Consider the following 14,423-nt stretch of genomic DNA (forward strand, 5'->3'; position numbering starts at 1 on the left):
TTGCTGCTCCTGATAGTTTTTTAGGCTTTTCGAATGGTTAAAATTTGCTCGCTACGACCAAACGCGCCGTGTGCGTCATGCAGCACGCTACTGGTCAGACCCACGCCATCGCCCCCAAATTGTTGCACGGTCTCAAGTCCTAGCCAACGCCCAACAGGCATGCGATGCAGATGGATTTGCAAATCTAAATTAGGGAAAAACCATTCAATGGTATTGGGTTGGTGAATACGCGGTACCACGCCATTGGCGGTATCGACCATGCCCATCAAATGCACAAAGTCGGATGTGGGCTTTGTTTCGCCGTTTTCTTCGACCATGTCGATATCGGTATTGATCCACACGATGCCGTCGCCTTGGCGGTTGTCGGGGTCGGCTTTAAGATAAATACTGTCGATATAGCCACCGCCCCAATGCTTCATGCCATCCCAGTTCGGATAGCTTTCTGGATGACCAATTCGCTCATCTTCAAGCCCTGCAATCTCTGATGTGTCGCTGGTTTGCATACGCCACGCGCGGGCAACGATACAGGTTTTGCCATTGGCTGCCATGGTAGTTTCGACCAGTTCGATAGTGCGACCCGGGCGGATAATGTGGGTGGTCACGCTAACATCGCCAAAATGAATCAGCCCAAAAATATCCAGACTGATGCGTCCGATACGCATATCACTGCGCGGTTTGAATTGTTCAAGCTCGTAAGCCAACAGTCCTGTCGCTGCCGCCATATGTTGTTCGTTGTCATTCCATGCGCCTTGGCAGTGGATATTGCAGCGGTAGTTTGATGTGGTGATATCATCGGTTATGGTGCGGTCAAGCAGTGTGTAATAGGTATTGCCCATAAAGTTCCCTTTTGTGACTAAAAATTGCTTATCCATAGAAATTGGTTGTGCCTAAAAATTGGTAAAACGCCTAAAATTGCTAAAAAATTGTAGCACATTGGCTATCGGCTATTGGTGGAATTTTTGCAAAGTTGCCGCCATGATGACCCGCCAAACTTCGTACTTGCTTAGCATACACCCGATTTGCATCCGCCAAAATCTATCCACCTTCTGCCAATGAATGAGTTTGAAATGCTTAACGATTAGCCGCAAAAAGCCAGTATAATACGCGGATAATATAAAATTTTTCTGTATTTTGACACTGTCTTATATTTTGATATTAGCCTATATTTTAACAACATAAAGATAAGTAATCCTATGACTGCAACTGCCCTACTTGATACCGATCACATCAACACCGACAAGCCGCCGTTTATCTTGGTGGACGGCTCGTATTATATGTTCCGCAATTTTCACGCCTTGCCTGTCACCATGCAAACCACCCAAGGCTTACACACCAACTCCATCCGCGGCACGCTCAACGCCCTCAAAAAACTGATGGAAAAATACCGCCCAACCCACATGGCGGTGGCGTTTGATACCAAAGCGCCCACCTTTCGCCACAAGCTTTCCCCCATTTATAAAGGCGACCGCCCAGAAATGCCCGCCGAACTTGCCGAGCAAATCCCTTACATCCACAAGATGATACAAGCGATGGGCATACCGCTACTCGCGATTGAAGGCGTAGAAGCTGACGACATCATCGGCACACTCGCCCACCGTGCTTGCCTAGAAGGTCATCATGTCATCATCTCCACAGGCGACAAAGATATGTGCCAACTGGTCAATCCCTGCGTCATCGTGGAAAACAGCTTTGATGACAAACGCTATGACATCGCGGGGGTCAAAGAAAAATTTGGTGTCGAGCCCCGTCAAATCATCGACTATCTCACCCTCATGGGTGACGCATCGGATGGTATCAAAGGTGTCGCAGGCATCGGCGCAAAAACCGCGCAAAAACTGCTTGAACAATACGACAGCATTGACAATATCCTTGCCAATGTCGACCAATTAAAAGGCAAGCAACAACAAACCTTTTTGCAAAGCACCGACAGTATTGCGCTAGATAAACGCTTGGCGACCATTATCACCGACCTTGATATCGTGCCTGACTGGGAGACTTTGCGACTACCGACTGACCCAAGTTTTAACATAGCAGAAAAACGCGCAATTTTTACCGAACTGGAATTTAAAAGCGAAATAGCGTCGCTCAATCATCCGTTTCACCCGTCCAATAACGGTAATTTTAAAGCCGCTGAGTCTGCTCAAAATGCCGTGGTGGAAGCGATTAAAACTAGCCAAGATAGCAAAAATACTGCCAACAAGCAGTGGCACACTGTCACCAGCCAGGCCGATTTTGATACGTTAATCCAACGCCTTGGCGCATCAAAGCATTTTGTCATTGATACCGAAACCACCGATGTAAATTGGCAACATGCAGAGCTTGTCGGCTTGTCGTTTGCGCTGCAGTCGCATGAAGCCTACTATGTGCCCGTTGCCCACGTTGATGAGATGGGCAATCGGATTGAACAACTTGCCCGCGAGGACGTTTTAGCCCAGTTAAAACCGATTTTACAAAATCCTCAAATCGGCAAAATCGGTCAGCACTTAAAATACGACGCGCATATTTTGGCAAATTATGACATCGACTTAATCAACGAGCCGAGCAACTGGGCGATGGACACCATGCTTGCCAGCTATGTGATTAATGCTGTTGCCACCCGTCACGGTATGGACGACTTGGCGCGCCACTATCTACACACCCAAACCATCACCTTTGAAGATGTGGCAGGCAAAGGCGCCAAGCAAATCACCTTTGACAAAGTCCCTTTAACCGTCGCAAGTGACTACGCCTGTGAAGACGCCGATATCACCTATCAGCTATTTGAACTGTTTAGCGAAAAACTCAACGCCGAACCGAACAACGCCAAGCTGCTTCATGAACTAGAAATCCCCGTTGCCCAAATCCTGTGCCAAATGGAGCATGACGGGATTTTGCTCAATAAAGCGTTTTTGGGGGAACTATCCGCGCGTTTTGATGAAAAAATCCAAGCACTTGAAACAGTCGCCTTTGCGCAAGCGGGCGAAACCTTTAACCTTGCCAGTCCAAAGCAGTTGGGTGAAGTGCTGTTTGACCGTTTAGGTATTACAGGCGGTAAAAAAACCAAAACAGGTCAATATTCCACTAGCGAAGCGGTGCTTGCCACCATCGACCATCCGCTGATTGAAACCGTGCTTGAGCATCGCAGTCTGTCCAAGCTTAAAAGCACCTATACAGACGCGTTGGCAAATGTGGCAGACAGCAACGACCGCGTGCATACCAGTTATCATCAAGCGTTGACGACCACAGGACGGTTGTCATCGACTGAGCCGAATTTGCAAAATATCCCCATTCGCACCGATACTGGGCGGTTGATTCGTGGCGCGTTTATTGCCCCCAAAGGTCGCAAAGTGCTATCAGCCGACTATTCGCAAATCGAGCTTCGGCTGATGGCACACTTTGCCAATGACCCTGTGCTGATTCGCGCGTTTCAGGAAGGGCATGACATTCACCGCGCCACCGCCGCTGAGATTTTGGGCAAGGCGTTCGATGATGTGACGAGCGAAGAACGCCGCCAAGCCAAAGCGGTGAACTTTGGGCTACTCTATGGCATGAGTGAATTTGGGCTTGCCAAGCAGTTGGGCTTCACTCGCCAGCAAGCGCAAGACTATATCAAGCTGTACTTTGCCCGCTACCCTACGGTGCGTGCCTATATGCAAGCCACCCGCACGGCTGCGCAAAACCAAGGCTATATCACCACGATTTTGGGGCGTAAGCTATTCACCCCCGATATGCAGCACCCCAACCGCGGCGTGCGCCAAGCGGCAGAACGCGCGGCGATTAATGCGCCACTACAAGGCTCAGCTGCCGATATCATCAAACTTGCTATGATTGCGGTGAATGAGGTATTGCCCACAGAGCACGCTAAAATGCTACTACAGGTGCATGATGAGCTGGTGTTTGAAGCCGATGAGGATAAAGCCGAGGCGATTGCCGAGTTGATAAAAAACGCCATGCAAGATGTGTTGTCAAAAACCGCTAAGGAAAAAGGCTGGGATGTGGATTTTGCCGTGCCGCTTGTGGTTGAAGTGGGTATTGGTGATAATTGGGATGAGGCGCATTAATTTTTTAAGCTTAAAGGAAAACCCACAGATTTTGTGGGTTTTCATTAATAAATAATTTTTAAAATAAATACATTTCATTTTTTTCAATATCATTCCAAATATCTTTATCACTTATTAACAATGCTCTATTTTTAATATCTAAAATTTCAGATGCTATAGCATTTTGTTCTTTCAATTCAAAATGACTTTTCCAACTATCGTAGTAACACAGTTTAACACATAGATAAGTAAACATATGCGGAGTAAAAATGCGTTGCGAAGATATTCTCATATCTTCACTCAAAGTAAAATGAAGATGAGAACATGAATGTAATAAGGGTTTGTAACCTTTCCTGTCAAAATCATATCTGATATAAATGGGATTATTATTTTGAATCTGCTCATTCAAAAATTGCTCATAATCGTCTTCATTTACTAATTCATCTAAATCACTATCAGACATTTCATCAATTTCTTCTAAAGAAAACACTTGATTAAGATAATCAGTTTTAGAAAAAGAAATATTGGGGTTTTGAATAAAAGAGTATCTTAAATATTCATTGTCCCATGAAAATTGAAAAAATGAATCATCATTCAAAATAATTTCATAATCCAAATTTTTCACGATACAATTGTAGATATCAATATGTTTATTACCTCTACAAACTTTTTTGAATTCTTTAGAATAACATCCAATTTGATTCGGACCAATATCCTTGAATAAATTTAGTCCTTTCAAATGTTTAATAGATTCGTCAATTGAAATCTTAAAAACAGATTTGTTTATCATTTCTTTTGACCTGTAAAGTCAAGATTTTTGATTAATTCTTCGATTGGAATACCTGTTTGTGCAGATAATCCTTCTAATACTCTTGAAACTGTGTTTAATTCAGATTGGACTTTATCCATACCTCTTAAAATTGTTTTGGTAGTTTTATAATTTGGTTGAATAAAATTTAGTAAGTAATTGTTTGCTTTAAGTTTTTGCATTTCTTCATAACAATAACTTCCACCATTGATAAAACCTGTAAGTTTTACCCAGCCCTTACTTCGAGTAATTGCTGTGAACAATTGATTTCTATTACGTATTGAATCTCTATTATTAAATGCCGAATCAACACCTAAGACATAAACCATTCCTACTTCATTCCCTTTAGCTTTATTAATTGTTGATAAAGTAACATTTCCTTTAACAGAAAAGTTAGTGTTATTGTTAGGTGCATTTAAAAGATTGAAAACTCTTATCTCTCTTGAAGTCAATTTTTTACTAAGACTATCAAAATAATTAGCAACGTTTTTTTGGTCTAAAGAGATGACACAAATATCCTCTGGATTCAGAGACTCATTAAATATGTCATTAAAAATTTCATTACAAATATAATCTGTTTCTTCCTCCAAGGAGTTGAATAAATTTATAGAAATAGAATCAGTGTCAAAATAATCATTAGTTTCAATTGGGCTACTTTCTAATGGTCGTTCAATAACCATATTATCACCCTCATTTGATTCGCCTGCTAAAACTTTAAAACCTAAGTCTTCCCAATGCTTATTATTTTCTAAACGTTGCAAAACTTTATTGTTATAGATACCAAGTCCTAGTGCAAATGCACTTGTAAGAACATATCTTGGATTTCTATAACATTTGTGAAGGATTATGTCCTGTAAGATATTATCTTTTCTACTAAAATCTACAAAATATTCTCCACTCTCATTTTTACCAAACGTTTCTTTTTCATCTTGCATTTCTATATCGAAAATATTTTGAAAATCATCGTATGCCCAGACTATTCTTTTATACCTTGTAATTTTATAGCATATTTGATAGAAGAAACGATTGAAGTCTTGTCCTTCATCAATTAAAGTTAAATCATAAATCTCTTTTAATTCATGTTCGTTTAATCTTTCACAAATATATGAAAATGGGTTACTTGGACGAGCGTTTTTTGCTGTAGTAAATGAAATTCTTGGTATCTGATTATGAAAACAGACTTCTGAATAGACTCCAGCTAAGCTATTCCCACCCCAACCATGTAAAATGTGAATTTTGTTCCAATCTGGCTCTTGATTGTCAGAAAAATCTCTATAGAATTTTTCTATCAAATATTTTACTTGTTCATACAGTGCCTTAGTGTAATATGTATAAAGTATTTTAGCTTCTGGGTTTTGAAGGTGATAGAGTGCGGCTTTCATAGCTAATATTACTGTCTTACCCGACCCTGCTAACCCTCTAATTCTTTGGGGGGAATCAATAATATTTAATGCTGCTCTTTTTTGCTCAATATCGAAAGTCGCTTCCCTGTTTTGAATAATAGAAAGCACTTTACCTTTATTTAAAGTTTCTTTGTCTTGAGATAATGCCCTATCACTTTTCTTTTTTAGATTAACTGTACCTTCAATTACAGCAACTAACAGGTTGAATTCATCAACGCTTAGTTCCTCAACTTTATTATCAAAAATAGTTGATCTTAATTGCTCTTGAGAAATTATATCTGGCTCACTGCCACTATAATTAGTAATAAATATTTTAGGAGTGACATTGATTTTAAAAGTTCTTCTATCTACTTTGAATTCATCCCTTTTAAATATTTTGGACATTATGTGTCCATCTAAATCATCCAATTTTCTAATTTCAGTACTGTTATAATCTTTAATACTTTCCAAGCACCGAAAGAAAATTACACCATACTCCCTCGAAACAAGTAAAACATGAGCCTTTACAACATCATCTAAAGTTTCACCACGATAAAATGGAAAATTGTAATAAACGTTACAATCTTCAATTTTAAATTGTTCGATAGTTTTAATCAGTAGATTAGCACTTGAATCCTGTCTAAGTTTTAATTCATCGGCAATAATTATCATATATTTTCACTTTATATTGAATTTGTGTTTAAAATCAAATCGCCTTTAACTGCTCAATTTGCTTATGCATTTCGGCAAGTTGGCTATCCATCTCCGCAAGTTTCGCTTTCTCGTTTTCCACCACATTGGCAGGCGCTTTACTTACAAAGCTTTCATTAGACAGCTTACTACGCAGACTTTCAGCTTGTTTGATAAGTTTTTCTTGCGCTTTGGCAAGGCGATTAAGCTCCGCCGTTGGGTCAATCAAGCCTTTCATCGGCACGAGCACTTTTAACTGACCGACCATACTTGATGACGACAACGGTAACTCTTTATCAGAGCCGTCACCCGCATTCACAATAGTCAGCGTATCGACTTTGGCAAGCGATTTAAACTGATTTTCAATACGGCTTAGGCGCGCAGTTTCCTCATCGCTGATGTTATCAAGTAGCACAGGCAGACGCACCGCATTGCCAAGCTTCATCTCACCGCGGATGTTACGAATCGCCCCAATCAGCGCTTGTAGCCACGTCATGTCATGCTCAGTCTGTAGGCTGATGAGGCTGTCATCCGCTGTTGGGAAGGCAGCAGTCATAATACTGTCAGTCGCTTTTTTATCGATGATAGGGGCAATGGTCTGCCAAATGCTCTCGGTGATATACGGCATAATCGGGTGGGTAAAGCGCATGGCGACTTCAAGGCAGTTGAGCAGCACATAGCGGATTTGGGCTTTACGCTCATTGCTTACGCTATCGTCATTCAGGCTCGATTTGGCAAGCTCGACATACCAGTCGCAGTATTCATTCCAGATAAACTCATAGATATCTTGGCTCACCAAGTCAAAACGGTACTGGCTCATGTGCTCATGGATGGCTTTCACCGTGGAATTTAGACGGCTCATAATCCACTGCTCTGGCAATTCCCACAATGCAGTATTGGCAGTTTTATCGATGTTGAGGGCGTTTCCTTCCTTATCGACACAGTTCATCAGCACAAAACGGGTGGCGTTCCAAATCTTGTTACAAAAATTGCGGTTGCCTTCAATGCGCTTGAGGTCAAAATTGATATCACGTCCCGTACTGGCAAGCGAGGTAAAGGTAAAGCGCAGCGCGTCCGTGCCAAACGCAGGGATACCGTCGGCAAATTCTTTGCGCGTGGCTTTTTCGATTTTTTGCGCGTCTTTGGGGTTCATAAGACCCGTGGTGCGTTTGGCGACTAGGGTTTCTAAATCAATGCCGTCAATCAGGTCAATCGGGTCAAGTACGTTGCCTTTGGATTTGGACATTTTTTGCCCTTGTCCATCACGCACCAAGCCATGCACATACACCGTCTTAAACGGCACTTGCGGGTTGCCGTCTTTGTCTTTGATGAAGTACAGGGTCATCATCATCATACGGGCAACCCAGAAGAAAATGATGTCAAAACCTGTGACCAATACGCTGGTTGGGTGGAAGGTTTTGAGCGCTTGGCTATAGTCCTCAAAGTTTAGCTCGCCTGTCCAATCAAGGGTGCTAAACGTCCACAATGCCGAGCTAAACCAAGTGTCTAGTACATCACTATCTTGGCGCAGCGCTAGGCTGTCAGCAAGGTGGTATTTTTGGCGCACTTCCGCTTCATCACGCCCGACATAGATATTGCCTTCGTCATCGTACCAAGCAGGGATACGGTGTCCCCACCAGAGCTGACGGCTGATACACCAGTCTTGGATATCGCGCATCCACGCCATATACATATTTTTGTACTGGGCAGGGACAAACTCGGTGCGCCCGTCTTCCACCGCCTCGATGGCAGGTTTTGCCAGTTTTTCGATGGACACATACCATTGGTCAGTGAGCCACGGCTCAACGATGGTATTACTGCGGTCGCCTTTAGGCACTTTTAAATCATGCGGTTTGATTTCTTCAAGCCAGCCTTCAGCCTCGCTTTGCTCAACCATTTTTTTACGCGCGGCAAACCGCTCAAGTCCTGCATACTCGCTAGGTGTGGTCTCAAGCTGTGGCTCTTTGGTTTGTAAATCAGTGAAAATCTGCATCTCTGGCAAGATATGCGCTGAATTATCAAAAATATTAATCATCGGCAAATTGTGGCGTTTGCCTGTTTCGTAGTCATTAAAGTCATGGGCAGGGGTGATTTTGACACAGCCTGTACCAAATTCCATGTCCACCGCTTTGTCATCGCCCACAATCGGCACAATGCGACCGGTAATCGGTAGCGTGACGGTTTGCCCGATAAGATGCTGGTAGCGTGCGTCTTCGGGGTTCACGGCAACGGCGGTATCACCGAGCAAGGTTTCGGGGCGGGTGGTGGCAACGACAAGATAATTTTTACCGTCTTGGGTTTTGGCGTTTTTATCGGTCAAATAATAGCGAAAATGCCACAGTGAGCCTTTTTCGTCATGGTTTTCTACTTCAAGGTCGGATAACGCAGTTTGCAGTTTGGTATCCCAATTGACTAGACGTTTACCGCGATAAATCAGCCCATCTTCGTACAGACGCACGAACACTTCTTTGACGGCATTGGACAAGCCATCATCCATGGTAAAACGCTCACGGCTCCAGTCCACCGAGCTACCTAGACGGCGGATTTGGCGGGTGATGTTGCCACCACTCTCGGCTTTCCACTCCCAAATCTTTTCAAGGAATTTTTCACGACCCAAATCATGGCGTTTGATGCCTTGGGCGTTCAATTGACGCTCAACGACCATTTGCGTGGCAATCCCTGCGTGGTCGGTACCTGGCTGCCAGAGGGTATTTTCGCCCAGCATTCGGTGATAGCGGGTGAGCGTGTCCATGATGGCATTGTTAAAGCCATGCCCCATGTGCAGTGAGCCTGTAACATTCGGCGGTGGCAGGGCAATAGAAAACGATTGTTGTTTGTCATAGCTTGGCTGAAAGTAGCCTTTGTCTTCCCACACTTGGTACATGCCGTTTTCGACGTCGCTTGGGTTGTAAGCGTTTTCTAAAGACGTTAAGGCTTGGGCGATTTGATGTTGCGTGCTCATAGATGGTCAACTTTTGCAATAAAAAAGAAAGGAATGTCAAAAAGGTAATTAACGGATTTTACCGTAAATTGCCTAGATTGTAGAGTATTTTGTGGGTAAGATAGCGGTTGATAAAATAATAAATGGGTTAATAACTCGTAAGGTTTGCGTTATGCACTTAGACTCTCTAAAGATTAAGAACTTTCGGATTTTGGAAGATGTGACAATTGAGAAATTGGGTCATGTGAATTTGATTGTGGGAAAAAATAATTCGGGGAAAAGTACCGTTCTTGAAGCCTTAGCTTTATTAGCAAGTGGGTTTAATCCTGAAGTAATGCTATTTATTTCAAATAATAGAAATGTATATCGTCATCTAAATACAAAAGACACAGAATCTAAGGTATTTTCAATTGAAAATATTATAAGTAAATCTAATGAAGACCCCTTTTTGAATTGGACTTATATTGGAAATCAAAGCCATTATTTAACTTTTGGTTATGTTAAGAATGATAAAAATAATAATTTGGACATAGATAGAGAAAAAGGATATTCATTTACCTATTTTATTGATGATAGAAATTTTATGAACTTTGAAGTCAAAGCTATAAGTAATAGAGCTTTATTTATGGATATGTCCGAAAATTCACATCATATGAAAAAGAAAGCTTTTAATTTTGGTTATATCACTACTAATAACATTGACTTAAATTTGTTTGCTTCTTCATGGGATAAAATTGCATTAACAGATGATGAAAATTTAGTTTTGGAAATGCTTAAGTTGATTGATAGCGATATAACTAACTTGGCTTTTCTAAGTTTGGTGGATTCTGAAACAAGAATACCATTTGTTAGACTTAAAAATATTGAACGAAGAATACCATTACATCAAATGGGTGATGGAATTTTCAGACTATTACAGATTATTTTAGAAATTCCAAAGTCAAAAAATAGTATCCTTTTAATAGATGAATTTGAAAACGGACTACATTACAGCGTTCAGCCCAAAGTTTGGGAACTTATCTTTGAACTCGCCCACCGCTTTAACATCCAAGTATTTGCCACTACCCACAGTTGGGACTGTATCGAAAGTTTTTCCCAAGTCGCCAAAGACCGCACCGACATGGAAGGCGTATTATTTCGCATGGGTCACAGCGTCCGCAAATCTGATAAAGGCAAACTTATCGCTACCGTATTTGATGAAGATGACTTATACAATCTAACTAAAATGAACATTGAGGTTAGATAATGATAAAACACCTGATTGTTGAAGCGGAATCGGATAAATCATTTATCCAAGCATTTTTGCGTCATGAAAAACTAAATCTTCAACTAAACATTGATGTTGCAACACCACAAGATTTTGAATCAACTGCCTACACAACAAAACAAGCCGTTTTCCAACAACTGCCAAGATTGGCAAAACTTCTGGAAACAGGACAAGTCAGTCATATTGGCATTTTAGTTGATATGGATTTTACCGATAAAACCGATATCAAAAGTCAAAATTTACAACAAATTAGCGAGCGATTGAACCCTTTAGGTTTTCATCAACGCCAGCAAAAAAACGATAATTTAGGCTTTTACTTTGAAAATTCGGATTACGATAATCCAATCGGTGTTTGGCTAATGCCAAATAATCAAGCTGAGGGATACCTTGAAACTTGGGTAAAAATGGCGATGTCATCCGACCAACAAAGTCACTTTACCCAAATTGAAAACTTTATCCAAAGTCTAGGGACATCGCATTTTAAAAACCCAGTTACCGCAATGGACAAGGCTCGAATTTTTACTTGGCTCTCGACTCAAACAAAGCCCACACAAGACTTATCAAAAAGTTTAGAATTGATAGCCGCGGACAATCCTGTTTATCAAAACTTCAAGCATTGGCTAGTCACCACTTTTCAGTAATTTAACCTATCACCCCTGGTAAGGGATTCGCCAAAATCGTTTGGGTTTGTTTGGCGCGAAAATCACTGATTTTTTGCGCAAGGGTGCTATCACCAATCGCCAAAATTTGCGCTGCCAGCAGCCCTGCATTTGCCGCACCCGCTGCCCCGATGGCAAGCGTACCCACCGCCACCCCTTTGGGCATTTGCACGATGGATAGCAAACTGTCCCAACCGCTTAGGATGGAGGATTTGACAGGTACACCAAGCACAGGCAAATCCGTCTGAGACGCACACATCCCGGGCAAATGCGCCGCGCCGCCTGCCCCTGCGATAATCACAGACAGTCCGCGAGCTTTGGCAGTTTTGGCATAGTCAAACAATCTATCAGGGGTGCGATGTGCCGATACCACTTCACACTCAAAGGGCACCCCAAAATCCGCTAACATTTGCGCGGCGTTTTGCATGGTTTCCCAGTCAGATTGACTACCCATGATGATACCGACTTTGACTTGACCTTGTGGCGATGGGATGGGAGGTGGTAGCTGGTGTGTTTGGGCGTTTGGCTGACTTGCTGACATGGAAAATTCCTTTTGCCAAAAAATTGACGGACTTAAAATAAAAAAACGTGCATGAAATGCACGGTTAAAACTTAATATAGCATGATTTTTTACCCTTGAAAATCAAAATCTATGAGGCAACTATATCACCACATTGGCGGGTACTCGCGGCTTTTGTTCAGGGGCAAATTTTTGATGACTAAGCATGGCTAGCTGCGTCTCAATCGTATCGCACATCATCCCTAAGGGCAATTCGTTTTCCCCCGTACCAAACGGCTCGCTGATTTCATCGACGATTTCATTGAGTGCCATAAAGGTGTAGCCAACAAAACTGACTACAAATGGCGTTACCCAGCCAATGGTGTTGCCCAGTCCAAACGGCAGCATAAAGCAATACAGATACACAGTACGGTGCAGCAGCACAAAATAGGCATAGGGAATCGGTGTGTTATTAATGCGTTCACAGCCCGCTTGGATATGGGCAATTTCACCCAAGGTATTATCCAAGCTTTGCCACTGCCAAACATCGATTTTTTGCTCGGCTTGCCAGTTGGCGAGCATCTGCCCCATAATTTGGGTCAAGCGTAAGGCAATAAAGTTTTGCCCAACCACGGCTTGCTGTTCTTCAACCGTTAACAGCCGCTGCAGATTTGCTGTATTATCCTCACCCCGCAGCTGTTGGCGTAGACTGTGGACAAAAGCGATTTGATGGCGGATAAAGGCTTGTTTTTCCGCCATGCTGACATTGGAGAGTGTCATCACTTGGCGGGCGATGTTGCGGCTTAGCCAAACCAGCGTGCCCCATAGTTTACGCCCTTCCCAAAATCGATCATACGCTGCGTTATTACAAAACCCGTGGAAAATCGCAAGAGAGATACCAAGTATCGCAAACACCGAAGGATTGAGCGGTACAGGGTCGGTGGCGATATGGGTTTGATAAAAATAAATAAGGAAAGAGAAAATAAACAACAAAACTTGTGGCACAATCAGCCGTTTAAAGTACGAGCCTTGCAGCACAAACAGCATCTTTAGCGGCTCAATCGGACGTCGAATCATACCTAACCCATCTTAATCGTTTGCTCACTGACTATCATTTTTAGCCGTAAGCTTTAAACAAATATTTTAATTTATGTTACACCCAGTTTACCGTTTAGCTTTGGGTTAATGCTGATATTGAATAAAATTCGCTGAGCTCAAAGCCGGATGATCGGTATCAAATTGATAAGCCGTCAAAAACCCATCTTTGGCAGCAGAATAATCCACACAGACCACTTGATGACTAAGTAGCTCAGGCGTGCCATTGAGCCAATAATGCCCGACAAAAATAGGTTTGTCATGGTCAAGCCCAAACACAATCTCAGCGGTCAGCGTGTCTTTAGGGATATGAATCAAATCTTCTTGACTGGCGCGCGCAATCTGATGAATCGGCTGAAACGACAAATTAGGCTGCCACCACTGCACTCGTACATTTTTACGTTGATGACCCTCTTTATCGACCAGATGAATGCCTTCAGGTAGCGGTGCTTCCACACCTTTAAGCACTCTTTCCAGTGCCTCAAAAGGTGGCGTGCCTTCCTCACTGGTTTTTTGTAGCGCAATAGGCGTCAAGCGATTATCTATCGTTAACAGCGGTTTTAAAATTGCCATCGCATCACTGTCCCAACAAGCATGCACAAAACACGCATCATCCAACGCTAGCCACAGTGGTAATTCATAAAACCGCTTGAGCCAAAACTGGTGCACCTCACTACCAAACCCTACTTCATCAAGGAACGCTTGATGCTGTGAGGTATGTCTATCATCATGTTGTCTTAAATATTGGCTAGCATCGCGAGCATCGGGTGTGGCGTAAGCTAAGGCATTATACTCGTGATTACCCATGACCGCGAGCGCTTGCCCTTGGTCAATCATCGCAAATACGATAGATAAGGTTTGCAGCTGTTGACTGCCCCGATCAATCAAGTCGCCGATAAAAATCGCTTGGTGATTAGGAGGCGCTTGAAAACACTGACCATTATCTTGATAGCCCAACTGCGTCAGTAACCCAATGAGTTTATCTGCCTGACCATGTACATCACCAATCACATCATAAATCATGTTCTTTACCTTTTACTGCTTTTTACGACTTTAGCGTTAA

General features: G+C 42.5%; 10 protein-coding genes. 3 read left to right on the forward strand and 7 right to left on the reverse strand.

Annotated features, from left to right (window positions below; translation table 11 throughout):
• Positions 1-20 precede the first annotated feature (20 nt).
• A complete protein-coding gene (locus RT064_RS01850; RefSeq protein WP_313060756.1) occupies positions 21-836 on the reverse strand; it encodes a thioesterase family protein in 816 nt (271 codons plus the stop codon).
• A 357-nt stretch (positions 837-1,193) separates the two neighbouring features.
• Between RT064_RS01850 and polA the strand changes: the two genes are divergently transcribed.
• On the forward strand, positions 1,194-4,040 hold the full coding sequence (gene polA / locus RT064_RS01855) for a DNA polymerase I (RefSeq protein WP_313060759.1): 2,847 nt from the start codon (positions 1,194-1,196) through the stop codon (positions 4,038-4,040).
• A gap of 58 nt (positions 4,041-4,098) precedes the next feature.
• Here the strand turns inward: polA and RT064_RS01860 are convergent, their stop codons facing one another.
• Genes RT064_RS01860 through RT064_RS01870 form a run of 3 tightly spaced genes read right to left on the reverse strand, consistent with a single transcriptional unit; the run spans position 4,099 to position 9,861 of the window.
• Positions 4,099-4,809: a DUF2290 domain-containing protein gene (locus RT064_RS01860; protein WP_313060762.1), complete on the reverse strand. Its 711-nt coding sequence runs from the start codon at positions 4,807-4,809 to the stop codon at positions 4,099-4,101.
• Positions 4,806-6,881, reverse strand: coding sequence for a DEAD/DEAH box helicase (locus RT064_RS01865; protein ID WP_313060764.1), 2,076 nt, complete (start codon positions 6,879-6,881; stop codon positions 4,806-4,808). Before RT064_RS01865 ends, RT064_RS01860 begins: the two co-directional genes overlap by 4 nt.
• 34 nt (positions 6,882-6,915) lie before the next feature.
• Positions 6,916-9,861: a valine--tRNA ligase gene (locus RT064_RS01870; RefSeq protein ID WP_313060766.1), complete on the reverse strand. Its 2,946-nt coding sequence runs from the start codon at positions 9,859-9,861 to the stop codon at positions 6,916-6,918.
• 151 nt (positions 9,862-10,012) lie between these two features.
• On the opposite strand from RT064_RS01870, the gene RT064_RS01875 reads away from it, so the two are divergent.
• Both RT064_RS01875 and RT064_RS01880 read left to right on the forward strand, forming a co-directional pair.
• Positions 10,013-11,086: an AAA family ATPase gene (locus RT064_RS01875; RefSeq protein WP_313060768.1), complete on the forward strand. Its 1,074-nt coding sequence runs from the start codon at positions 10,013-10,015 to the stop codon at positions 11,084-11,086.
• A complete protein-coding gene (locus RT064_RS01880) occupies positions 11,086-11,748 on the forward strand; it encodes a DUF3226 domain-containing protein (RefSeq protein WP_313060771.1) in 663 nt (220 codons plus the stop codon). Before RT064_RS01875 ends, RT064_RS01880 begins: the two co-directional genes overlap by 1 nt.
• Position 11,749: 1 nt before the next feature.
• Here the strand turns inward: RT064_RS01880 and purE are convergent, their stop codons facing one another.
• From purE to RT064_RS01895, 3 genes are all read right to left on the reverse strand, one after another.
• Positions 11,750-12,307, reverse strand: a complete 558-nt coding sequence (purE, locus tag RT064_RS01885) for a 5-(carboxyamino)imidazole ribonucleotide mutase (RefSeq protein WP_313060772.1) — start codon at positions 12,305-12,307, stop codon at positions 11,750-11,752.
• A gap of 120 nt (positions 12,308-12,427) precedes the next feature.
• The gene (locus RT064_RS01890) at positions 12,428-13,342 is read right to left on the reverse strand and encodes a bestrophin family protein (protein WP_313060774.1); all 915 of its coding nucleotides are present in this window, start codon (positions 13,340-13,342) and stop codon (positions 12,428-12,430) included.
• 105 nt (positions 13,343-13,447) lie between these two features.
• Positions 13,448-14,383 carry a metallophosphoesterase gene (locus RT064_RS01895; RefSeq protein WP_313060777.1) on the reverse strand — a complete coding sequence of 312 codons (936 nt, stop codon included), beginning with the start codon at positions 14,381-14,383 and terminating at the stop codon, positions 13,448-13,450.
• Positions 14,384-14,423: the final 40 nt, after the last annotated feature.

Origin of the sequence: Moraxella sp. CTOTU49097 (assembly GCF_032064105.1) — a bacterium.
GTDB classification, from domain to species: Bacteria; Pseudomonadota; Gammaproteobacteria; order Pseudomonadales; family Moraxellaceae; genus Faucicola; species Faucicola osloensis_B.